The following is a 23,204-nucleotide window of genomic DNA, read 5'->3' as shown; positions in this document are numbered from 1 at the left end:
AGGAAAATCCGGGCCGGGGTCTCTTGTGGGGCAGGGGCGCAGGGAAGCGCCCGACAAGGGAGGGACATGATGGGGATTGGAATCGGCCGCGCCGCGCTGATGGCTTCGACCGCGATCGTCTGCGTCGCGACGGCGAGCCCGGCGCAGGCGCAGAGCAAGACTTTCGACGTTCCGGCGCAGGCGGCGGCAACGGGGATCGCGGAGCTGGGCCGGCAGGCGGATATCCAGATCGTCGCCGCCCGGCGCTATACGCAGAACAAGAAGACCAACGCGGTGCGGGGCGACATGACCGCCGACCGCGCGCTGGCCGTCCTGCTGGACGGGACCGGGCTGGTCGCGCAGCGCACGGGGCCGCAGACCTATTCGGTCGTCCCGAAGGCGGCGCCCGCCGAAACGTCGGAGACCGACGCCGGCACCTATCGCGACGACATCATCGTGGTCACGGCGCAAAAGCGCCAGGAATCGATCCAGGAGGTGCCGATCGCGATGACGGCGCTCAGCCAGGAGGATCTGACGACGCGGCAGGTCGCGGGCGGCCCCGACCTGATCAGCCAGGCGCCGAACATCACCTTCAGCAAGACCAATTTCACCGGCTACACGATCCAGATTCGCGGCATCGGCACGCAGGCGGTGTCGGCGACGACCGATCCGGCGGTGGCGATCGCGTTCAACAACACGCCGTTCGTCCGCAACCGCTTCTTCGAGCAGGAATTCTATGACGTCGAGCGGATCGAGATTTTGCGCGGCCCGCAGGGCACGCTCTATGGCCGCAACGCCACGGCGGGTGTCGTCAACCTGATCTCCGCCAAGCCGGAATATCACCCCGACGCCTTCGCGTCGGTCGATGTCGGCAATTACAAGAACCGCCGGGTCGAGGGGATGATCAACGTCCCGCTGGTCGACGACAAGGTCGCCTTCCGCCTCGCGGGCGCGCTGACCAAGCGCGACGGCTACACGACGAACCAGATGACGGGGAAGCAGATTGACGGGCGTGACCTGTGGTCGCTGCGTGCCTCGCTGCGCCTCGAGCCGACGTCGTGGCTGCGCGCCGATTTCGTCTATGAGCATTTTCAGGAACATGACGACCGGCTGCGCAGCGGCAAGCAATTGTGCAAGAAGGATCCGGGGCTGAGCGAAGTTGGCGGCGTTTCAGTCAACCAGGATTTGGGCGGTTATTTCGGGGCCCGCACCTATCTCAGCCAGGGCTGCCTGCCGGTGTCGCTCTATTCGGACGAGGCGTTCCAGACGCCGAACGGTTTCGCGCTGCCATTTTATGGACCCACCGGCAATCTCGGAAATCCGGTATTCAAGGACGTCGATCCCTATGCCAGTGCATTCCAGTCGCGGGATCTGCGTGTCATCGAATCGTCGATCGAGCCCGAATATCGGGCGAAAACCGATATCTTCGAGCTGCAACTCAATGTGGACCTCAGCGATACGCTGACCCTGAGTTCGGAAACTGCCTACAGCACCGATTCGCTGTTCTCGACGCAGGATTATAACCGTTTCACCACCAAATCCGGGGCATTTGATCCCACGGCAAGAATTGTCAGGCCAAAGCGTCCCGGCGTGCTCGATGCGAACGGCGTGTTCTGCGATCCGCAACTCGGCTGCTCGGATCGGCTGCTGCTGGGCGATCTGTCGACCGCTGAGTCCAAGCAGTTCAGCCAGGAGCTTCGCCTGTCGTCGGATTTCGACGGACCGTTCAATTTCAGCCTCGGCGCCAACTATCTGCGCTACAAGACCGAAGATCGCTATTATGTCTTCGTCAACAGCCTCAGCATGTTCGCTGCCCTGCAATGGGACCAATATGCCGAGGGCAACGTCTATATCCCGGGCGTCTCGGACAACAGCGAGTGTCAAAGTCCCACCGGGGCCCCGCCCGATCCGGGGGGGCAATATACTATCACCAACTGTATCTATATCGATCCCAATCCGATCGGCAGCCTGAATGGTGAAGGCCGAAATTATTTCCTCAGCCGCAATCCTTACACGTTGCATTCCTATGCCGCATTCGGTGAGGCCTATTACAATATTACGGACAATCTGAAATTGACCGGCGGCCTGCGCTTTACGGTCGATAAAAAGGATGCGCCTCAGATTCCAAGCTGGCTGCTCGCAGGTTTCGCGACTGGCGAATATCCGACGGCGAAGGTCGTTTCCCAGAAATGGAGCGAACCGACGGGGCGTATCGCGATCGACTGGCAGCCGGAAACGGGCTTCACAGATCACACCTTGCTCTATGCGTCCTTCGCGCGCGGCTACAAGGCAGGCGGCGCCAATCCGCCGCCGATAGCTCTTGCCACATACGGCCAGTTCGACCCGTCGATCATCGCGGAACTTCAGGGCGCGCCCGAAACCTTCAAGGCAGAATATGTCAACGCCTTTGAAATAGGCACCAAGAATACGTTGTTCAACGGGGCGCTGACACTGAATCTGGGAGCATTCTATTACGATTATAAGGATTACCAGACGTCGGAGATCGTCAACCGGGCGGCCGTGAATTCCAATTTCGATTCGAAAATATGGGGTCTGGAGATCGAGGCGGACTTGCGGCCGACCGACCGTCTGCGATTGGGTTTCAAAGGCGGGTATCAAAACACCCGACTCGCCAATGGATCGAGCGCCGTCGACCTGATGGATCGGACCGCCGGCAATCCCGACTGGGTGGTCGTTCGTCCGTTCCCGACCATTCCGTCCAACTGCATCCTGCCGACCTATGTCGTTGCCGCAGGAGGCAAGATCAACCTGCCGCAAGGTCAGGGGGGCAGCTTTAACGGCATGTGCATCGACGCTTATTATGGCGGAGTCGACCCGATGACGGGTCTTCCCTATGTCGCCAATCCGACCGTGAAGAAGGGCAGCAATGGCCCGGTGCCGGTCGATCCGGCATATGTCGGCTATATTGGTTTCGATCCCGCGTCCGCGCCCAACGGCGGCAAGGGGTTTTCCAAGGATCTAAGTGGCAACGAACTGCCTAACGCACCCCATTATACGGCGACGGTGACGGCGGATTACACGATCCCGCTCGCCACCGACTGGGCCCTGACGCTGCATGGCGACTATCACTATCAGTCGAAAAGCTGGGCGCGGGTGTTCAACAGCAATCCCTATGACCGTCTGCGCGGCTATTCGACGGTCAATGTCGCGGCGATCCTCGACATCGCCGATAGCTGGCGGATCATGGCTTACGTCAAGAATGTGTTCAACAAGACGGCGCTGACCGGATCGTTCCTGAACAGTGACGATTCGGGCCTGACCACCAACGTCTTCCTGACCGAGCCGCGCCTTTACGGCTTGCGAGTATCCAAGAGCTTCGGCGAAGGCTCGCTGCCTTGGGGAAGCGGCTGGCGCCGCCGGAAGCCGGGCGAGCCCTATCCGGTCGAACTTGAATTCGGCATGGGTGCGAACAGCATGACGGCCAAAAACGCACTGTATAAGCAGGATTTTTTCGACGACTATCTCGACAGCTTGCCCTTTGCCGATACCGCGACGGCGACGCAGCGGGCGGGCCTGGGTATCAGCCATGTCCGCGATGCCAGGATCACCTTCAACATGCCCGACGGCTGGCGCGTCTGGGGAGCGTATCGCGGCAGGAGGTTCGACGCGCAACATAAAGGCATCAGTTCCGAACAGGCGAAGGGAGGTTATGTTGAAGGCATCCTGCCCACTGACCCTCCGCGCTATTTCAGCGGCGGCGAGAATTTCGGCACCATCGAGGTCGGGCAATATGAAGATCACAGCATCGTCGATTTCATGGTGGGCAAGGATGTCGGCCTGGGCCTGATGGGAGAGGGCGGCACGTCGGTTATTGGCCTGGGTATGACCTACGCCCAGTTCCGATCCGCCACCGACATCGACATGGTCGGCATCCCCGACCGCTATCGCGCCGCTTATTCGGAAATCAAATATCCGACGACCCATCACGAACTGTACAATGCCTCGCTCGCCTCGACGCGCAAATTCGAAGGCTTTGGCCCCTCGCTGTCATGGGAAGCGTCGAAGCGGCTGGTGGGCAACGAACAGGACGGCAGTCTCGCCCTCGACTGGCGGATCAACGGCGGCCTGCTGTTCGGGAAGCAGGCCATGGCCAGCCGCGAGGAACGCGACGCCACCTATTATCACTTTGAACCGAACATCGTATATCCGCCGCAACTGGAGGATTTGCTCTACGACGAAACGATCGACCGCAGCCGGTCGCGCCGGGTCACCGTGCCGAACCTCGGCGCCAGCATGGGCCTGTCCTATCGCGTCGGCGGGGTGAAGGTCGCCGCGGGCTATCGCTGGGAACGCTTCTTCGACGCCATCGACGGCGGGATCGACAAGGCGCAATCCTTCGACCGGACGATCCGGGGCGCCTATGTGAAGTTCGGCATCGGTTTCTGATCGTGCTGTGCCGCCAATCCTTTCCCTTGTCGTGCACGTCGACCGGGACATAAGGTGGCCGATATGGAACCGTTGGAAATAGTCCGGGCATGGCGGCGCGACGATCCCCGTTGCGTCGCCGACGCCAAGAGCTTCTGGCGCGAGATCGGCATGCCCGACGATGTCGCGGAGGAACGCGCCGCCGAACTGTGCGTCGTCGCCTATCTCGGTGGGCGGCTGGCGGGGGTCTCGACGGCGCGGCTGGGTGATTTTCCGCCGCTCAAGGGGCGGTTCGCCCATCTGCGGTGCGCCGTGTCGCCCGCCGCGCGGCGCAAGGATGTCGCGGCGCGGATCATCGGGCACACCCGCACGGTGCTCGAAGCCTGGGCGGCCGACCATGTGCAGGAAAATCTGCTGGGCATGGTCGCGATCCTGCAATCGGGGGAGTTGCGCGAGAAGCAGCGCGAGCCGATCTGGCCGATCTATGGCATCGACCTGACGCTGATCGGCTATACGCCGCGCGGCGAACAGGTCCGCGTCGGCTGGTTCCGTCATGCCCGCCTCGATTGAGCGGGGCGAGCGCCGCGACCGCGAGGAGGCGCCCGGGACGGCGGCGGCGCCCAGCGGCATCCTGTGGATCGCCTCCTACCCCAAGTCGGGCAACACCTGGACGCGGGCGTTCCTCAACAACCTGCTGAAGATCATGCAGGACGACGACGCGGGCGCGCCGCAGAGCATCAACCGGATGACCGAATATACGCTGTGGGACATCGCGGCCAAACCCTACGAGCGCCATCTGGGCAAGCCGGTCACCGAAGCCGACCGCGCCGAGATCGCGCGCATCCGCCCGGCGGTTCAGGCCGAGATCGCCGAACGCACCGAGGGGCTGGCGATGGTCAAGACCCATCATGCGCTGGTGTCCGACCGCGGCGTGCCCGCGATCAACTTCGCGGTGACGTCGGGCGCTATCTATATCGTGCGCAACCCGCTCGACGTCGCCATATCCTATGCGCATCACCTGGGCAGCGACATCGACTATGCGATCGGGGAGATGGCGCTGCGCAACAAGGAAACCGGCGTTTCGGACAAGAGTGTCTATGAGATCTACGGGTCGTGGAGCCAGCATGTCGAAAGCTGGACGCGCGCGCCGCATCGTGCGATCCATGTCATGCGCTACGAGGACATGCTGGCCGATCCGGCTGCGGCGTTCGGGGCGCTCGCCCGCCACCTGCTGCTTTCGCCCTCGCCCGAACAACTCGCCACCGCCATGGAGCGGTCGTCCTTCGCCGCGCTGAAGCAGCAGGAGGATGAGGCGGGGTTCAGCGAAAAGCCCGACAGCGCCGAACGCTTCTTTCGCGAGGGGCGGGCGGATCAGTGGCGGGACAGGCTGACCCCGCGTCAGGTTCGCGCGGTCGTGACCGCCCATCATCAGCAGATGCGCCGCTTCGGCTATCTGACCGACGAATTGCTCCCGTTGCTCGAATAGCCGCCACCGATCGCGTCCCGGTCTTCTCCGCCCCACCACTGGGGAAACCTTGGGCCGATGCCGCGCCTGCCCGTGCAGGCCGGCATCGGCCCGCTTTTCAGAAGCTGTACCGGGCTTCGAGACCGACGACGCGCGGCTGGCTGTAGCGGTTGATCGTCGGCGCCTGCGCGACATAATAGACCTTGTCGAAGACGTTGTTGGCGAAGGCGGCGATGCCGAACCCGCCGAATTCGACGCCGAAGCGCAGGTTGACGAGCCGATAGTCGTCGAGGTCGACCGAGGTCGGCGTCAGTTCCTGTTTGCCGCCCCACTGCGCGCTCACCAGGATGTTGCCGGTGAGGGTCACGTCGCGCGCGACCGGGTAGCGCAGATTGAGGTTCGCCGACGCCAGCCAGTCGGGCACCTGCGCCAGGTCGAGACCCGCGTAGCGTCCGCTCTTGACCTCGCCGCCCTGACGCGACCCGCTGAGCGCGAGGCGCCCGCTTCCCGCGCCGATGTCGAATCCCTGGCTGTATTCGGCCTCGATGCCCCAGCTCTTCGCATTGCCGGCATTGGTCAGATAGCTGACCGCGGCCACCGGGCAGGTCGGATTGGTCAGGGCGCAGCCGTCGTCGACCTGCGCGATCAGGTCGCGAAGATCGGTGTAATAGCCCGCGATCGCGAAATAGCCGCGGCGGGCGGGCTGGCCCTTGATCCCGACCTCATAGCTCGTGCTGTTCTCGTTGCCGAACAGCACTTCGACCGGGCTCGGCGCGCGCGGGTCGGACAGGCGGGTGTTGAACCCGCCGGCGCGATAGCTGCTCCCGACCTTGGCATAGGCGAGGATGCGGGGCGCGAGCTTGTAGGACAGCGTCGCATTGTAGGAGAGGTTGTCGGCTTCGATGCTGTCGTCGATGACGCGGGTCGGTCCGCCGGTCGGAAGCCCGGTTCCCAGATCGTAGAGCCGGGCACTGATGCTGCGGCTGTCGCGGGTATAGCGCAGCTCGCCGGTCAGGTTGAGCCTGTCGGTGAGATCGAGGCCGAGCGAGCCATAGGCGGCATAGCTTTCGAAATGGAGCCGCGCGGGTGCGACGTTGCCGGGCGACGGATTGGCGAGCGTCGGCGTGCGGGTCGTCGTCACCGAGAAGTCGCTGTCGAGCAGCATCGCCTCGACACCGAACAGCCAGGTCAGGCGATCGCTGCCGCCGGTGACGTGCAGATCCTGCGACAGCATGTCGGTCGTGTCGACGACATAGGAGGCGCTGCCCGGATCGATCGGCGTCGCCGGCCCGACCTGCCCGGCAGCGCGGGCGCGCGCCAGTTCCGCGGCGCTGACGCCGTCGTTGTCGAGATCATATTCGCTGTGCCGCTTGCGGAAGAAGGTCGTCGCGTTGAGCCGGGCGCCGCCAAGGTCGACGCGCACGATCGCCTGCAGCCCGTCGACGTCCTGGCTGGCGCGCGGCGCGGTGCTCCAGGGATAGCGGAAGCGATCCTGGATATAGCCGCCGGGAAAGCCCGGCGTGCCGGCCGGAATGAAGATCTGATAATGGATCGCGGGGGTCGTCAGCCGCTGCGTTTCGGCGAGCAGGACGATGTCGACGGGGCCGCGCGCGAGGCGAAGCTGGCCGCGCAGGCCGTGCCCCTTCTGCCGGTCGAAATAGACATCATTGTCGGGGTTGTAGAAGAAGCCCTTGTCCTGCTGGACCAGGTCGCCGCTGATGCGCACCGCTGCGCCCTCGCCGAGCGGGACGTTGACCGCGCCCTGCATCTGGAAGCTGTTGGTCTCGAAGCCGTAGCGGGCACTCGCCCAGCCGGAGAGGTCGAATCCGGGCTCGGCCGAGATGATGTTGATCGCGCCGCCGACGGCGTTGCGGCCATAGAGCGCCCCCTGCGTGCCGCGCAGCACCTCGACCCGGCCGATGTCGAGCATGTCGAGGCGGCTGAAATTGCGCCCGCCGACGGCGCCGCCGCCAATATAGGACCCGTTGCGATAGAGGCCGACGCTGGGGTCGCCGTTGGTCGCGCGCGCGGTCGAGGAGGCGCGGATCGATATTTCCGAGGTCACCGACGAACTGAGGTTGTTGAAGCGGATGCTCGGCTGATCGGCGAGCAGTTCGCCGCTCGTCTGCGCGCCGCCGCGATCGGTCAGCGCGGCGGCGTCGATCACCGAAGCCGCGGTCGGAACGTCCGACAATCGTTCTTCGCGGCGCCGCGCGGTGACGACGATGGCGCCGTCGTCGCCCGCCTCGGACGCCGCGTCGGCCGGGGGCGCGACGTCCTGCGCGAAGGATGGGCCGGCCATCGCGGTCCAGGCCGCGGTCGCGCAGAAAAGAAGATGCGTCTTGCGTTTCATGAATCCCTCCCAAAGGCGTTGTGCAATTATTATCGATAATTTTGTGCAATCGGCAAGCGCGAGTCAAGCCGGAAACATCGCGATGCCGGCGGCGGCGGTCAGCGGTCGGCGGGAATGGCTGCGGTCAGAAGATCGCGAAAGCCGCGCGCCGTAGCGGCAAGCGGTTCGGCCGCGACGGTCGACAAATCGTCGGTCGCGGCATGGTGGTGGCGGTGGGCGCCGAAGATTCCGGCGTGGCGGGGGTAGCCCGCCCGGACGACCTCGGCCAGTTCCCCCGCCGCGCCCTCGCCGGAGGGATAGGCCATTTCGATCCCCGGCTGCCCCTTGAAGATCCGCCGCGCGGGTTCGACCAGATCGGGCGACGTCATCAGGAAGCGATGGCTGTCCGCACTCGGCAGCGGCAGCAGGCGGCCCGGGATTTCCTGCCAGTCGCGCGTCGCGGCGTTGGCGCCCAGATGCAGCCAGAAATCGCTCTCGCCCGGTGGCGGCGCGATCGCCTCGACCAGGTGCGCGGCCCCCAGATTCTCATATTCATGGCCGCTGTTGCAGACGAAGAGCAGATTGTGCCGCGGGAAGGCGCGCGGCGCCCACCGGGCGAGTGCGAGCCAGATCGCGATCCCCGGCCCGCGCTCGCCGGCGCAGTCGGTCCAGCCCGATCGCGGCGTCGACACGATGATCCAGCGCCCCGCCGATACCCGGCGCCGTCCGACGATATTCTCGGCGATCCGGCGGCCGCCGTGCCCGGTCAACCGCAGCGTCGCCTGGCCCCCGTGCCGCGCGGCCTCGATCGCGGGTGCCGCGCGCTTCGGCGCCAGCAGGACGATCGGCCTGTCCGCGAGCGGCTTGTCGGCGGGTGCATTGAGCAGCAGCGCCTCGCCCGTCGGGCCGGTCGTGACGAGGATGACGGCGGCGGCTCCGCGCGCGATCGCGTCGGCGATCGGCGCCCGGGCCGCCGGTTCGAGGAGGCTGGACCAGCGACGGTGCGGCAGCCGGACGAGCGCGATCGCGCCGTCGAGGCGCCCCGCCGTCTCAGCCAGCCGCAACGGCGCGGACAGGCCGTCCGGCGGCGTGGGGACCGCGAGCGGCTGCGCGGTCGACGGAATCGCAAGGTCGCCGATCGTCAGCGTGCAGAGCGATGCCTCGAACCACGGCACCTCGAACGCCTGCCGCTCGACCGCGAAGCCCGCCGCGCCAAGCCGGTTCGCGGTCCAGTCCGCGGTCCAGCGATCGCCCGCGCCGCCCGACTGCTTGTTGCCCGCTTCGGCATAGATCCGAACGTCCGCGAACAAGGTGTCGGGGTCGAACAGCGCGCCATCGGGCGAAGCCGCCATGGCGGGCGGCGCCTGCCATGCGATCGGCGCCGCGAACCCCGCCTTCAGCAGCGTGCGGCGGTCGGTCCCGTCGCGCTTCACGATCGCGCCCGGCGGCGGCCCGTTTTCGGCTTGCCGCGCCGCGCCTTGTATTCCGCGAGCGCCTCGGCGAAATTCTGCTGCGACGTCGCGATCAGGTCGCGCGCCACCCGGTCGGCATCGTCGGGCTCGCGGGCGACGATATGGCGGCAGAGCTGTTCGTAGAGCACCGCCGAGCGCCGGCCGACCTCTCCCTCGCCATGCGCCGCGACGAACTCGTCGGTGTAGACATTGTGCTGCCACCGGGCGAGCAGCGCCAGTCGGTCGAGCAGTTCGAGCGCCAGCGGCGCGTTGGAGCGCTTGGCGATGAAACGGCCGATCCGGTTCGACACCCGCAGATGCTCGGCCGAGTTCGTCGTCCGCTCGGTCACGTCCTTATATTCGACGAGCCGGTGCATGAGCTCGCGCCCGTCGCGGTCGCTCATCGCCGTGCAGGCGAGACGGCAGACGACGCCGAACAGCGCCTTCCACAACTCGTAAATCTCGTCCGCGCCATGATCGTCGACGTCGATCGCGAACGCGCCGCGCCAGGGCACGACCTTGATCAGGCCGATGCTCGCGACATGGCGGAACGCCTCGCGGACGGGGGCATGGCTGACCCCGAAGCGGGCCGCGATCTCGCGCTCGCGGAGCCATGAGCCCGGCGGAATGCGCCACGCGACGATGTCGTCGATCAGCAGCCGCGCGATGACGCGGTCCTGCGTCGGTGCATTGTCCTCGTCGCTCGTCGTGACGGCCATGATCCCTGATCGTTTCTGTTGAACGCCCCATCCTAGCTTGCGCGCCCGACAGGACAATCTTCGATTGCAGTCGCACTTATTATCGATAATAAACGCGAACACAACCCAGCGCATGTGGAAAGGGCAGGCCATGATCGGGCGTCTTCTTCTTCTGACCGTCGCCGCGACGGCGACTCCCGTGGCGGCCGGAAGCGCGCCCGCCGCTCCCGTGCCTGCGGCCGAAGACGCGCGGCCCGGCTGCGCCGCGGCGATCGCCTATTCGGATGGGCACAAGGGGCTCGCCGTCCTCGTCCTGCGGCATGGCGAGGTCGTCTGCGCGTCGCAGGACACCGCCCGGCCCCACGAACTCTGGTCCGGCACCAAGAGCCTCGTCGGCCTGATGGCGGCGGCGGCGGTGCAAGATGGGCTGCTCGCGCTCGACGAACGGGCGTCCGACACGATCGCCGAATGGCGGGACGATCCCGGCAAGGCGGCGATCACGCTGCGCCAGCTGCTCGCCATGACCAGCGGCCAGCCGTCGGCGATCGGCCGCCCGCAGGGCTATGCCGATTCGCTGCGGGTCGCGCTGACCGCGGCGCCCGGCACCCGCTTCCAATATGGCCCGGCGCCGTTGCAGATCTTTGGCGAGGTGATGCGGCGCAAGCTGGCGGCCGCGGGGCGCGACGCCGATCCGCGGCGCTATGTCGAGCGGCGGCTGCTGGCGCCGCTCGGCGTGACGGTCGGCGAGTGGAGAAACGGGCCCGACGGACATCCGCTGATGCCGCAGGGCCTCGTCCTTGCCGCCGCCGAGTGGGCGAAAATCGGCGAGTTCGTCCGCATGGGCGGCAAGGTCGACGGCAAGCCGCTCGTCGACGCGGCGGCTTTTGCCGAGCTGTTCGAGGGGAGCGAGGCCAATCCGGCCTATGGCCTCACCTGGTGGCTCCCGCGCGCGACGCCGTCCGACGACCCGGTCACCCGCTCGACCGACATCACCGATCCCGCCGCCGGGCTTCCCGCCGACCTCGTCGTTGCCGCGGGTGCCGGCGACCAGCGGCTGTACGTCATCCCCTCGCTGGGATTGACCATCGTCCGCCAGGCCCGCCTCGACGTCGCCGCGCTGCTCGCCGGCCGCAAGAGCGACTGGTCCGACCGGCGGTTCCTTGCGGCCCTGCTCGCGCCCCGAAGCGCGGCGGTCGATTGAACCGGACGAGGGCGCGCGCTCGCCTCAATCGTTCGGTCCGACCTCGGTGAACCGGAATCCGTCCTGCGTCATGTGGAAATAATATCCCAGATCGCCGCAGAAGATCACGAAGGTCTCGCCGCCATCGGGCTCGCGATCGTGAATGGCGTTCCGGCGCGCAAGGCATCGGCGCGCCTTCGCGGCCAGGAAGCGCGGATAGCTTTCGGCGCGAAACGCGGCGGCGTCGCTGCTGCCGCCCTCATCGAGATAGGGCATGAACGGGAACTGCGTCATTCCCGCGACCGCGGTCGCATCGTCGGCCGCGAGCGCGGCGCGGAATCGGGCGATAAAGGCGTCGAATTCCTGCTGCACGGCCGCGGATGCAACAGGCTCCTCCTCCGCCGACGCCGGAACGGACGAGGCGAGCAGGATGCCGGCCAGAACGCCGGGGAGCGGATTAATTTTCAACGACATCATGGTCTCGCCTTTCAGGATCGGCACCGGATATGCGGCGGCGCCGGCGCAGCATCGACCGCAACGCCGAAAACAGCAGTCCGGCGGCGGTATAGATCAATGTCGCCACGGCGATCGCGGGGATGGTGACGTCGCGCGGCTCGCCATCCGCTCCCGCGCACAGCAGGTTGCGCGTGACGCCCTGCTGCCCCGGCTTGTAGCTGTATTCGCGCGACAGCGTGTCGAGGCCGCCCGGGCAGACGATGGGTTCGGCGACCGTCGACACGATCGGCGGATAGACGGCGCCGCCCGCGACCGCGAACATCATGGCGAGGAAGCCCCAGCCCGCCGCGGCGGGGAGGATGTCGAGCGGCCGGAACAGGCGCGAGCGATGCGTCTTGCGAAAATCCTCCAGCCCGGCGAGCAGGAAGATCAGGCCGAAGATCGCGGCGACGATCCCCGGTCCGATCAGCGCGCGCATCATTCCCGCTCTCCTTGCATTCCATCCGGCAACAGCGGGACGGACGGCGCCTCGCACGTGCAGGCGGCCTGTTTCGCGATCGGGGCCTCGATGGGACAGGTGCAGAGATATTCGGCCCTGTGCCCGCATCCGGCGGCGCGATACCCCTCATAATACCAGTCGAAGCCGGGCGAGACCCGGTGGCTTTCGGTCCACTGGGCGAGCCGCGCGGGGTCGGCGCGGATTTCGGCGGGCGGATCCGGAATGGGGGTCGCACGCTGGTGCACCTCGCTGCGGCGTGCGCCATCGACTTTCGTCGCCGTCACCCGTTCGATCGGGCAGGTGAAGCGTTCGGCGAAGGTCTCGCGCGCCTCCCGCTCGCGGCTCGCGCAGCCCGCGACGGCGGCCGGGAGCAGGACCGCAAGACACAGGAGGACCCGGCGGCGTATCACAGGCCCCCCAATATCTCGGCGCGCTTGGCTTGATACTCCTCTTCGCTGATCAGGCCGCCGTCGCGCAGCGATTGCAGGTGCCGCAACCGGTCCTCGACGCTGCCCCCGCCCGCGTCGGACGGTGCGGCGGGGCGGCGCATGATATCGGCGTCGGTGCGCAGTCGCTCGGCCATCTTGTCGCGCAGGGCGCTCGCCAAGGCGTTGGCGTCGGCAATCTCGCTGTCGGTCCGGCGGGGTCTGAACAGCGCGAGCAGCAGTCCGAGCAGGATCAGGCCGCCAAAGGCATAAAGGCCGTAATAGATGCTGGCTGCGCCAATCGCGCGTAGCGTGATGTCGCGCCGGGTGCCGTCGGGCGCGATGCAATAGATGGTGTGCGATACGCCCTGCTGCCCCGGCTTGTAGGAATAGTTTTGCGAAAGCCGCTCGACCGTTCCGTCGCAGGCATAGGGCGCGGCGCGCTCGACCAGCGGCGGGTGGATCGCGCCGCCCGCGCTCGCCACCATGATCCCGCAAAAAGCCGCCACGCCCAGCAGCACCAGCAGGGCGCACCCCAGCTTCGCCGCCGGACCGGGGCGGCGCCGGAGCGCGAGCTTCGCCGACAGCGAAAATATCACGATGATCGCCGGTCCCAGCAGGAACATACCGATGGTGAATATGGCCGAATCGCTCATATAGCCCCGCCCGTCATCGCGGCGAGGCAGAAGCGTTCGGGCGCGTTCGGGTCGGCCTCATGTTCGTCGCCGCAGGCGTTGCGCGTTGCCCACAGCAGCGTGCCCTGATCGGCGGACACGGCATAGGGCAGGTCGCCGCGCCAGGTGCCCGTGATGCGGCGCTCGGTGCGCGTCGCCATGTCGAACCGCGCGATCCCGATATCGGCGGGATAGATCAGGCGCGAGCGTGCATCGTCGAACAGGAAGGACGCCAGTTCCCAACCGCCCCACGCGACGAGATAAGGCGCGCCAGGCGGCTTGCGCGTGCGGATATGGAGGTCGACGGTGCCGTGACCGCGATCCGCCGTCCAGACCAGCCAGCCGGCATTGCCGCGCAGCGAGTCCACGGCGTCGAGGTCGTCGGAAAATTCGTCCTCGCGGTACACGAGGCCGCCCGTCACCGATTCCCACAGATTGTCCGCTTCGGCCGGCTTGTCGCGCAGGCGTCGGCCGCCCGCGACCGTCGCGGCGTAATAAGCCTGTGGGCCGTCGAGGCCGTCGCTGCCGTCACCCCACAGCGAGGCGATGGCGAACAGCGTCCCGCCGCGCCAGGCGAAGCCGGTGAGCAGGGCCACGGCGTCGGCGGGATGTTTCGCGCGCGTGTCGGGAGGCGGCGTCACGGGCACCAGCTTGCGGTCGGCCACGCGATAGAGCCACAACTGGTCGGGGCCGTCGAGTTCCTGACTGGGCAGCAGGATCGCGACATGGCTGCCGTCGGGCGACAGCCGCATCCCCGCGATCGGCACGCGCCCGTTCTCGGCCAGTTCGGGCCGCGCGCGGGCGAGGGGAGCAAGGTCGATCTCGCCGATCACGCGCGTCGCGATCGGCGCGGCGGCGCGGTCGCCCAGTTCCTGGCGGCGGCCGAGATAAACGACCGTCATGCAGTCATAGGCCTGGTCGTGGACCCACGACGCGGCATCGTTCAACTCGGCGAAGCTGCGGTCGGCGGCGCAGCGGCGGTCGCGCTCGCCCACCCAGTCGCGCTGCTCCGCCACCAGCGCCGCGCGCGCCGGGCCGGCCAGTTTCGCCAGCACGGCGCGATAGCTGCGCGACAGCGCCAGGTCCTGCCAGCGCAGCGCGGCGTTGGCGCAGATGAAGCGATCGACCGCGCGCGTCGCCTTGCCGCAATCGAAGCTCGCTGGAACGGTGGCGGACGGCGCCGGCTGTGCGGTCGAGGGGGCCACGCCGCCCAGCGCCAGCGCGCAAAGAAACAGGCCGCCGAGGCGGAGGAAAGGCTTGGGGCCGCTTTCCCACGTCATTGCGAGCGGAGCGAAGCAATCTCCAGCTATCGGTGAGGCAGAACGATAGCTGGAGATTGCTTCGTCGCCTTCGGCTCCTCGCAATGACGATGCCTCGCGCTCAGTCATGGACGATGATTCGCGGGTCGTCGCACAGATTCTGCTGGGCGATGGGCATGGGGTCGCTGCAGCAATCCTCTTCCTTTTCCTCGAACAGGACGGAGATTTCATAGGTGCAGACGCCCGCGCCGCCGGGGATGGTGAAGGTCCGCGTGCGCCCCGGGGCCAGCCCGTCATAGCCGAAGGCGTCCGAATCGCTTTCGATGCCGTCGGGTGCGCGCAGCGCGAGTTGTTCGAGGCGGCGCCGGCTCCTGTTCGTGACCGCGACCTTCAGGTCGGCGGCGGGTGCCGCCCGCGCGGCGGTGCCGCACAGTGCGATCAGCGGCCGCGCCGCCGCCGCGACGCCGTCCAGCGGATAGCGCGCCGACGATCCGGCGACGCTGACCGACATCCGGTCGTCCGCCGCCAGTATCGCTTCGAACGATGCGTCGAGCGGCACCTGCCCCCGCAGGCGCAGCAGGCCGTCCGCCTCCGGCGGCTGAACCGTGGCGGGAAAGGTCAGCGTCGCGCTGCCGTCGCTCAGGCGGACCGGCACGCTCGTCCCGGCCGCGAGGCGCACCGGCGGGTGGGTGATGTAGGCCGACACCTCCGGAACGCCCTTGTCGCAGATGAAGTTCAGCAACGTCATGCCGCCGTCGGGCACGCCAAAGACGAGCCGCGCCTGCTGGGCGCCATGATCGACGCCATACCAGCGCGGCCGCCCGTCCTGCGCCGCGGCGGGCGTGGCCGCGAGAGCCAGCACGGAGGCGAGCAGGATACGCCGATACCGCCGCGTCGGCGATCTGGGAAATCCGGCCTTTGTTCGCCCTTTGCGGGTCATGGCATCTGTCTCCAGCCTGTTCGGATCAGGGGCCTGCCCGTGCCGCACAAGGCACGGACAGGCCCGACGGGAGCGGCCGAACCGGGGTGGAGGGAAGCCGATCGGCAGTGTCCCCCTGTCCGGCCAGCAGATACGCCGACGGGTCGCTGTCGACGCACCCGTTCCCGCATCAGCGTCCGGGCGCCCGCGAGGGGGCGGCGGGCGTCGGATCGGGCAATGGATGTTCGTGCATCGGAGTCTCCCTGTCCCACCGTGATGCCATGGACAGCGAAAGCCTGTCTCGGACCAGAAGGAACGCGAGGTGGACCAGACGGCACTTCGGCGATACGGTGCGCCGGACGGGAGGGGGACATGGACGCGGCCGGTTTTTCCCAGATACTGTCCACCGCCTCGGTGCCGGAGCGCGAGCGGCTGCCGATGTGGCGCGAGCTATTCGGGCAGGCGATGGTCCGGCTCGACATAGAACCGGCCCGGAACGTGCCGTTTCACGCCGAAGGGACATTGTGCGCGCTGCCGGGAGCCGCCTATGCCTCGGTTTCCGCATCGCCGGTGCAGGTCTCGCGGACGCACCGCCTGATTGCCGCCGATCCGGTCGAGATGCTCTATCTGATCACCGCCGATGCGCCGCTGGAACTGCGCCAGCGCGGGCGCGAGCATGTGCTGGCGGTCGGCGACTCGATCTTCGTGCGCGGCGGAGAGGTCAGTACCATCCAGTGTCGGAAGCGATGCCGTTTCACCAACATCGCGGTGGCGCAGGACGACCTGCGCGCGCTTCTGTCGGGGGCGGACGATCTGGCGATGCGGGTCGTCCCGCGGCAAAGCGATCTGCTGGGGCTGCTCCACGCCTATGTCGACATGCTGCGCCTGCGCGCCGACGCGGCGTCGGGCGTGGCGGCGGCGCTCACGGCCGGGCATATCCGCGACCTCATCGGCGCGGTCGCCGCCACGGCAGCCGAAGATGGCGCGCCGGAACGGCCCGGCGTCAAGGCCGCACGACTGCGGGCGATCAAGGCCGACATCGCGGTGCGCTCGTGCGATCCGCGTCTCGACATCGTAGGTGTGGCCACGCGCGCCGGGATCAGCCCGCGCTATGTCCGCCGCCTGTTCCAGGATGAGGGAAGCAGCTTTTCGGCGCATGTGCTGGGCGAACGGCTCGACCGCGCCCATCGCCTGCTGCTGCATCCGGGGCAGGCGCCACGGACGATCGCGGCGGTCGCCTATGCCTGCGGTTTCGGCGACCTGTCCTACTTCAACCGCACCTTCCGCCGCCGCTTCGGCATGACCCCGTCGGATCTGCGCGGCGCGGGTTGAATGCCATCCATTTCCCGTTCGTGTCGAGCGAAGTCGAGACACTTGTCGGCCTTGCGCCACGCTGATGGGTGTCTCGACTTCGCTCGACACGAACGGAACGATAGGCGGATTTACGGCCCGACGCCCTAACGGCAGCCCCGCTGCCAGTCGAAGAACACGCCCTGCCATCCCCACCCCGACTGGTGGACCACCTCGGTCAGCACATGCGCCAAATTGGCGGGGTTCGCCGCGGCTTCGCTGTCGCCCACGATCTCGACGCGATCGTCGGCGATGCGCGGGGCAATCTGGCGCCGGATCGCTTCGTTCGGCGGGGTCAGCGTCAGGCTGGCGTCGTAGATGATGTCGGCGTCGGGGTGCGTGCCGTCGCGCGGGCGCAGGCTGCTGCTCATCCGCGCCTCGCCGGCGTTCATCGGCTTGTCGCCGCGGACCAGCGACACCTCGCGCGCCCGCACGCAATGACCGGCGGAAACGAAGGTCAGCCGCACCCCGATCGTCCGCTTGCCGCCGCGAAAGTCGCGCGTCACCAGCAATTGTTCGGGCCGGTCCGCCGGGCGCTCGACGTGAAGGTTCAGCCCGGCATTCGCCAGCGATTCGATCCGCCGCTTCAGGCGCTGCTCGGGCAGCGGCATGGCGCCGGGCGCGGGCGGCACCCACGCCGTCCAGGCGGCGAGCCACAGCATGAAAACGGCCATGATCGCGAAATAGGCGACGCCGAAGGCCACCATGAACCGCCATTGCGCGAACCAGTTGTCGGGGCCGCTTTGCATCACGTAAACAGCGGGGACGAGCGCCCCGAACATGGTGAGCGCCCAGGCCGTGATGCCGATCTGCGAACGGTCGGTCCCCCACGCGGTCACGCCGCCGATCAGCAGCGCGACCGGCAGGAACAGGATGACGATCGCGGTGGGCGTCATCAGGCCGTCGCGCAGCCACAGCCAGCCCAGCGCGCCCGCGCCCGCGAGTAGCAGCAGCAGCGCGGCGACGATCACCGGCGGGCTCGACAGCCGGCTCATCGCGTCTCGCCGCCCGTCACCCGGCCGGTGATGGCAACCGCGCCTGCCTCGATTCCGCCGGGGATGTCGCCGCGCCGGAAACGGGGCAGGATCACGCCGTCCATGATCTGCTGCGCGGCGGCGTCGGGCAGGCGGTCCGACAGCTCGCGCCCGACCATGATCCGCGCCTGCCGTTCGTTCGGCGCGACGAGCAACAGGATGCCGCTGTCCGCGATGCCGCGGCGGTCGGCGACCGTCGCGGCAAAGCGGGCAATGTCGATCCCGCCGAGCGAGGGCGTGGTGACGATGACCAGCGGATGTCCGCTTCGCTGGTCGAAGGCCGTCAATACGGCATCGAGCCGCGCCTTGCTGTCGGCGGACAGGATGTTCGCTTCGTCGGCGATGCGCCCCTGCACGATGCGGAAGGCGACGCCGCCTTCGCCTTGCCGCACGGCATCGGCGGGGCTGCTGGTGCCCAGGTCGATACGGACGATGCGCGGCGGCTTGTCGGGGCCGTCGATCGGCACATACCGGATGCGCGCGGCCATCCCGTTCGTCAGCCGGACCGCCGGTTTCTCCTCGGTGCTGCCGCGATTGGCGAAGCCCGCTTCCAACGCACCCCAATTGATGCGGAACGCGACGGGGCCGACGGAAAAATATTCGTAATGGCTGTAAGCATGGGCGTCCGAACTCTTGCGCTTCCTGCTCACGCGTTCCAGGCGCCAATCATGGATCGGCCCTTCGACCTGCCGGGCCTCTCCATTCGCCACCGCCTGCGTGACGCGGCGCTGGTCCCACCACGGCACCGCGCCCGACGCGAGGACTGTGAAGACGCCGATCGCCATAAGCGGATAGCTTGTCCAGCCCGCTTTGCCGAAACCCCATTTCATCACCGCGCCGGCAATGATGAATGCCAGCCCGATCAGCGGGAACTGCAAGCCGACGCTGTCGCTCGCAATGTCATAGACGGTCGTATAGGTCATGGCCGCGCCCCGTTCGCGCGTCTCAATCCTTCAGATAGCGGTCGCCGCATGCGGTCATCACGGCGACCGGCGGCCCCAGCCGCACCGCTTTGGCCAGCGCGCGCATCGCAATCTCGCCGATATGGTCGTCCTCCTCCGCCGGATAGACTTCGCTGTTCGACAATTGCTCGAGCTGGCCGTTGAGCTTGACCCAGGTCGCGGTGCGGGGATCGGGCGCGATGTCGCTTTGCGCGAAGATTTGAAGCACCACGGTCGACAGCACATAGCATTGGATGCGCGTGTCGCGGGTATCGGGCGGCAGGCCCTTGAACGCGTTCGCCTGCGTTTCCGGGAACGCCGTGGCGCAGGGGCCGGTGTAGCTTGCGGCATTCTTGTCGGCGACGAACCTGTCCTGCAATCCCTTGTCGCGCGTGCCGATGCGCTCGATCCTGGCGACGACCTTGGCCGGGTCGTCGAGGTCGCCGTCCGTCCCGGCGAGCAGCGCGAAATGCAGCGCCTGGCTCGCGGTGTCGAGCGGGACGGACCCCTTGCCGACCTTTTCCTGCGCCAGCGCCATGGTGGCGCCATAGCAGAGCGAGGCGCTTTCCGTCCGGTCGGCGGGCAGCTGGACGGCGGGCGCGCCGCCGCAGCCGGAGAGGGTCAGGCCCGCGCAGGCCGTGATTCCCAGCGCCGCGCTGTACCACGTCGTCGTTCGGTGCGGCTTGCCATGCATCTCGATTCCCCCGCTAAACTCTGTCCTCGCGTTGGCCGACCATGGGCGCGGGATCGTCGGCTGTCATGGACCATGCGGAACCGGCATGGGATTTTACGGCACTCGCGGCCTCCGCCTCAGGGGGGGAGCGGCCGTGCCGGTGCGTCCGCATCGGGTTCCGCCCCGTCCGCGACGGCGGATCGCGAAGGCGCTACGATGAGCCCGTGGCGCCGATCGATGCGGAGGAAAGCGAATGCCCCATGCCCGATGGATAGCGGTCGGCGGTGCGATCGCGCTGGCGGCGGTCGCTGCGCCGGCCGGGGCGGAGGATGGCGGACGCGGTGCCGGCTATGCCGCCGAAGGGCCCGCCTTCGACCTGCCGGCCGACATGCGTGTCGAACGGCAGGAGATGCATGTCGCGCTCGATTCGATCCGGCTTGTCTATGTCTTTCATGCATCGACGCGCCGGACCGTCCATTTCCGCTTCGTCCTGCCCGCCATGCCGGTCGATGCCAGCCCCGACGCCATCGGGCTCGACGGGCAGGGCGAGGTCGCCGGGCTTGCCGCCGACCGGCGTCCGCTCAACTATCTGGACCTGTCGGTGCGCGTGAACGGCGCGCCGCTGGCGCTCTCCGGCCGCGGGCGTGCGCTGCATCGGGGCAGGGACGTGACGCGGCAATTGCTCGATGCCGCCGTGCCCCTGCTCTACCATTTGGACGAAGAAGCGCCGTGGCGCCGCCTTCCGGCCCGCACCCAGGCAATGCTCGACGCCGACGGCCTGCTCGTGCTCGACACCGCGGACTGGAGCTATCAGGCGGATTTCGAATGGGATCAGCGCTTCGAGCCGGGGGATACGCGGGTCGAGATCCGCTATGTCCCGGTCGCCGATTACTGGAGCGACATCAATTCCGCCGAATTTCCCGAGATAGCCCCCGGCGGCCCGGCGACGCGGACCTATTGCATCGACGACGCGCTGCGCCGGGCCTATTTCCGCCATCCGGCCTACGACCTCTTTACGATCGCCCACGGCTGGGTCGCACCGGCCGGACGGCACGGCCGGACCGCCCACTATCGCCTGGTGGTCGACAAGGGCGCCGCCGCCAACATGGTCGCCTTCTGTCCCGCGGCGGCCAGAAAGACCGCCGCGACGACATTCGAATGGTCCGCCGCCGACGTCACGCCAGACCGCCCCTTCGGCGCCCTCTTCTTCATCGCGCCCGATAAACAGGAGCGCGAGAGAAACCCCGATCAATAGCGGGCGCGCAGCGTCAGATAGAGCGAACGCCCCGGCTCGGGAAAGCCGTCGGTCAGGCTGTATTCCTCGTCGAACAGGTTGCGCGCGCCGACGCCGATCTCGATCTTCTCGGTAACGGCATAGTCGATGCGCAGCGCCGTGTTCACATAGGAACCCGTGCGGTAATAGCGCGCCGGCTGCGATGCGGGCGTTGCGGTGAACAGCGTCCAGCGGTTCGATGCGATCTCGACGCTCGGCTGGACGTGCAGGCCAGCCAGCGGTGCCCAGTCGGCATAGATCAGGCCCTTGTGCGTCGGCACCCCAGTCGGCCGGAACCCCGGATTGGCGGCATAGGACAGGTCGCGCTTGATGACCGTGTAATTGGCCCCGAGGTCGAGGCCGGGCGCGAGCGTCGCCGACAGCGACGCTTCGGCGCCGTAATATTCGCCGCTGCCGACGTTCCGGCTCTGGCTGAGGTTGGTGAGCACGCAGCCGGGAATCGGTGTCGCGGGCGGCGTGGTCGACGCGGTGCAGGGATAGCCCGGCGTCAGGACGCTGAAGATCGCTTCGTCGACCCAGCTGTAGAAGAGCGCGCCGTCGACCCGTACGCCGCCGGCCGTCCAGCTTCCGCCGATTTCGGCGTTGGTCGCGCGTTCGGCCTTCAGTTCGGGGTTGGGGATGGCGGTGTTGAACCGCTGGCTGAAGCGCTCGAAGATCGTCGGGAAGCGCGCACGCGACGACAGGCTGGCGTGCAGCGTCAACGCGTCGCCCGCGTCCCAGTCGAACCGGCCCTGCAGGTTCCAGGCGTCGGCGTCGCGGCGCGGATATTGATAGAGGACCGCCGGGGTGCCCGAGGTTCCGAGCGGCGAACCGAACTCCTCGGCGCGCTTGAGGTCGCGCCAGTCGAAGCTGCCTCCGACCGTGAAGCGGAGCGCCGTCGTCAGGGCAAGCTCGTTTTCGAGCGCGATGGAGAAGGTGTTTTCGGTCTGCGTCTGCCGCGGTTCGGTCGACGGCACGCCCGCCGTCGAGAAGCTCGTTTGCGCCTCGACATGCTTGTCGTGACGGTAATGGAAGGCGAGCCGCAGCGTGTCGGCGTCGCTCATCCGGAAATCGAGCTGCGCCGACCCGCCCCAGGCCTTGTCGAAATAGGGGCTGTCGAACGCGAAGGGGCGGCTCTGCGTGGATTGGGTCCGGTCGTTGAACGAGCGCAGCATCGAATCGAAGCGGTTGTAATAGGCGCGCGTCTTGAGCGTCGCGCGGTCGCCGAGCGCGGTGGTCGACAGGAAATAGATGGATTCGATTTCCCACTTCGGCCAGGTCCAGAAACGCGGCGTGTTGACGAGGTCGCTGACGTGCAGCGGCGCGTTCTTCGATCCGTCCTGCCGCGTGTAGCTGATCGCATATTCGTCGCTTTCGTTCGGCGTGAAGCCCAGCTTCACATTGGCGCGCCAGTCGCGGGTCCGCGAAAAATCGCGCTCGCCGCCGTCCTCGAGCGTCGGGACGATCGGCGTGAAGCTGTCCGGCAGATCCCAATGGTCGGTGAAGCTGCGCGCATAGCTGGCCTGCGCATACCAGCGCTCGTGCCGCGTCCCGATCAGCGCCGACGCCGAATAGCCGGCATAATCGGCGTCGTTGTCGAACGTGACCATGCCGCGCACGTCGATGTCGAGCGCCTTGGTCGGGCGCCGCGTGACGAGGTTGATCGCGCCGCCCATTGCGCCCGGCCCGTCGAGCACCGACGCATAGCCCTTTGCCACCTGCACCTCCGAGATGTCGGTGGTCAGGAAGCGGCCATAGTCGAGCCGGTTGTCGGCGGGCAGATATACGCGGATGCCGTCGATCGAGAGCGGCACCTGGAACCGGTCGAAACCGCGGACGAACACCAGCCGTTCGTTGCGCGTGCCGCCGCTGTTGCCCGCGACGACGCCGGGCATCAGGTTGATCGCGTCGTCGAGCGCGGTGCGGTTGAACTTGTAGATCGCCTCGCGCGACAGGCTTTCGCCGTCGATGCCGATCCCTTCGCTGCGCGGCGCGGTGACGACGATCTGCCCGAGGGCGAAGCGATCGTCGCCGGTGTCCGGCGCGCTCTGGTCCTGCGCCTGCGCCTGCGAGGTCGCGAGGCAGCCTGCCGACAGCAGGAGGGAGAGTATGGTCCGCATGATTTACCCCTTTTTTTCTCGCCGAATCACTATATACGGCCATATATAGTGATATCGCACGGAGGAAAGATGTGATGCGCCCTTCTCTGC

19 protein-coding genes are annotated in these 23,204 nt (G+C 67.4%); 6 read left to right on the top strand and 13 right to left on the bottom strand.

Annotated features, from left to right (window positions below; all coding sequences use genetic code 11):
- Positions 1-66: 66 nt before the first annotated feature.
- From SGRAN_RS19530 to SGRAN_RS19520, 3 genes are all read left to right on the top strand, one after another.
- Complete coding sequence (locus SGRAN_RS19530; RefSeq protein ID WP_082737370.1) at positions 67-4,386, top strand: TonB-dependent receptor domain-containing protein; 4,320 nt, start codon at positions 67-69, stop codon at positions 4,384-4,386.
- A 63-nt stretch (positions 4,387-4,449) separates the two neighbouring features.
- A complete protein-coding gene (locus SGRAN_RS19525) occupies positions 4,450-4,935 on the top strand; it encodes a GNAT family N-acetyltransferase (RefSeq protein ID WP_148650930.1) in 486 nt (161 codons plus the stop codon).
- Positions 4,919-5,851, top strand: a complete 933-nt coding sequence (locus tag SGRAN_RS19520) for a sulfotransferase domain-containing protein (protein ID WP_067186313.1) — start codon at positions 4,919-4,921, stop codon at positions 5,849-5,851. The genes SGRAN_RS19525 and SGRAN_RS19520 overlap by 17 nt, the downstream gene beginning before the upstream one ends.
- A gap of 97 nt (positions 5,852-5,948) precedes the next feature.
- Here the strand turns inward: SGRAN_RS19520 and SGRAN_RS19515 are convergent, their stop codons facing one another.
- From SGRAN_RS19515 to SGRAN_RS19505, 3 genes are all read right to left on the bottom strand, one after another.
- On the bottom strand, positions 5,949-8,183 hold the full coding sequence (locus SGRAN_RS19515) for a TonB-dependent receptor (RefSeq protein ID WP_067186311.1): 2,235 nt from the start codon (positions 8,181-8,183) through the stop codon (positions 5,949-5,951).
- A 98-nt stretch (positions 8,184-8,281) separates the two neighbouring features.
- A complete protein-coding gene (locus SGRAN_RS19510; protein WP_067186309.1) occupies positions 8,282-9,595 on the bottom strand; it encodes a zinc-binding metallopeptidase family protein in 1,314 nt (437 codons plus the stop codon).
- Positions 9,592-10,332, bottom strand: coding sequence for a GntR family transcriptional regulator (locus SGRAN_RS19505; protein ID WP_067108136.1), 741 nt, complete (start codon positions 10,330-10,332; stop codon positions 9,592-9,594). Before SGRAN_RS19505 ends, SGRAN_RS19510 begins: the two co-directional genes overlap by 4 nt.
- Positions 10,333-10,462: 130 nt before the next feature.
- Between SGRAN_RS19505 and SGRAN_RS19500 the strand changes: the two genes are divergently transcribed.
- Positions 10,463-11,512 carry a serine hydrolase domain-containing protein gene (locus SGRAN_RS19500; protein WP_067186307.1) on the top strand — a complete coding sequence of 350 codons (1,050 nt, stop codon included), beginning with the start codon at positions 10,463-10,465 and terminating at the stop codon, positions 11,510-11,512.
- Between the two features lie 24 nt (positions 11,513-11,536).
- Here the strand turns inward: SGRAN_RS19500 and SGRAN_RS19495 are convergent, their stop codons facing one another.
- The 6 genes from SGRAN_RS19495 to SGRAN_RS22725 form a co-directional block, all read right to left on the bottom strand.
- Positions 11,537-11,968: a hypothetical protein gene (locus SGRAN_RS19495; protein WP_067186305.1), complete on the bottom strand. Its 432-nt coding sequence runs from the start codon at positions 11,966-11,968 to the stop codon at positions 11,537-11,539.
- On the bottom strand, positions 11,949-12,428 hold the full coding sequence (locus tag SGRAN_RS19490) for a hypothetical protein (RefSeq protein ID WP_067186303.1): 480 nt from the start codon (positions 12,426-12,428) through the stop codon (positions 11,949-11,951). Before SGRAN_RS19490 ends, SGRAN_RS19495 begins: the two co-directional genes overlap by 20 nt.
- Entirely contained in the window at positions 12,425-12,856 is a 432-nt protein-coding gene (locus tag SGRAN_RS19485) for a hypothetical protein (RefSeq protein ID WP_067186301.1), read from the bottom strand. Before SGRAN_RS19485 ends, SGRAN_RS19490 begins: the two co-directional genes overlap by 4 nt.
- Entirely contained in the window at positions 12,853-13,527 is a 675-nt protein-coding gene (locus SGRAN_RS19480) for an SHOCT domain-containing protein (protein WP_067186299.1), read from the bottom strand. Before SGRAN_RS19480 ends, SGRAN_RS19485 begins: the two co-directional genes overlap by 4 nt.
- On the bottom strand, positions 13,524-14,825 hold the full coding sequence (locus SGRAN_RS19475) for a lysozyme inhibitor LprI family protein (protein ID WP_067186297.1): 1,302 nt from the start codon (positions 14,823-14,825) through the stop codon (positions 13,524-13,526). The genes SGRAN_RS19480 and SGRAN_RS19475 overlap by 4 nt, the downstream gene beginning before the upstream one ends.
- A 100-nt stretch (positions 14,826-14,925) precedes the next feature.
- On the bottom strand, positions 14,926-15,744 hold the full coding sequence (locus SGRAN_RS22725; protein WP_067186295.1) for a hypothetical protein: 819 nt from the start codon (positions 15,742-15,744) through the stop codon (positions 14,926-14,928).
- A gap of 351 nt (positions 15,745-16,095) precedes the next feature.
- On the opposite strand from SGRAN_RS22725, the gene SGRAN_RS22720 reads away from it, so the two are divergent.
- Positions 16,096-17,055, top strand: coding sequence for a helix-turn-helix transcriptional regulator (locus SGRAN_RS22720; protein WP_067186294.1), 960 nt, complete (start codon positions 16,096-16,098; stop codon positions 17,053-17,055).
- 125 nt (positions 17,056-17,180) lie between these two features.
- Here SGRAN_RS22720 and SGRAN_RS19460 read toward each other — a convergent pair whose 3' ends face one another.
- The 3 genes from SGRAN_RS19460 to SGRAN_RS19450 are packed head-to-tail and all read right to left on the bottom strand — an operon-like array spanning position 17,181 to position 19,742.
- Positions 17,181-18,068: a hypothetical protein gene (locus tag SGRAN_RS19460; protein WP_067186292.1), complete on the bottom strand. Its 888-nt coding sequence runs from the start codon at positions 18,066-18,068 to the stop codon at positions 17,181-17,183.
- Positions 18,065-19,030, bottom strand: coding sequence for a TPM domain-containing protein (locus tag SGRAN_RS19455; RefSeq protein ID WP_067186290.1), 966 nt, complete (start codon positions 19,028-19,030; stop codon positions 18,065-18,067). The genes SGRAN_RS19460 and SGRAN_RS19455 overlap by 4 nt, the downstream gene beginning before the upstream one ends.
- 22 nt (positions 19,031-19,052) lie before the next feature.
- Positions 19,053-19,742: a hypothetical protein gene (locus SGRAN_RS19450; protein ID WP_067186288.1), complete on the bottom strand. Its 690-nt coding sequence runs from the start codon at positions 19,740-19,742 to the stop codon at positions 19,053-19,055.
- Between the two features lie 232 nt (positions 19,743-19,974).
- Here SGRAN_RS19450 and SGRAN_RS19440 point away from each other — a divergent pair, with 232 nt between their 5' ends.
- The gene (locus tag SGRAN_RS19440) at positions 19,975-20,976 is read left to right on the top strand and encodes a DUF4424 family protein (protein WP_082737366.1); all 1,002 of its coding nucleotides are present in this window, start codon (positions 19,975-19,977) and stop codon (positions 20,974-20,976) included.
- Here the strand turns inward: SGRAN_RS19440 and SGRAN_RS19435 are convergent.
- A complete protein-coding gene (locus SGRAN_RS19435; protein WP_237233580.1) occupies positions 20,970-23,114 on the bottom strand; it encodes a TonB-dependent receptor plug domain-containing protein in 2,145 nt (714 codons plus the stop codon). The two genes, SGRAN_RS19440 and SGRAN_RS19435, sit on opposite strands and share 7 nt — an antisense overlap.
- Positions 23,115-23,204 lie beyond the last annotated feature (90 nt).

This window comes from Sphingopyxis granuli (assembly GCF_001559015.1).
GTDB lineage: Bacteria > Pseudomonadota > Alphaproteobacteria > Sphingomonadales > Sphingomonadaceae > Sphingopyxis > Sphingopyxis granuli.
The sequence above is the reverse complement of the archived record's forward strand: the minus strand, read 5'-3'. Positions and strand labels throughout refer to the sequence as shown.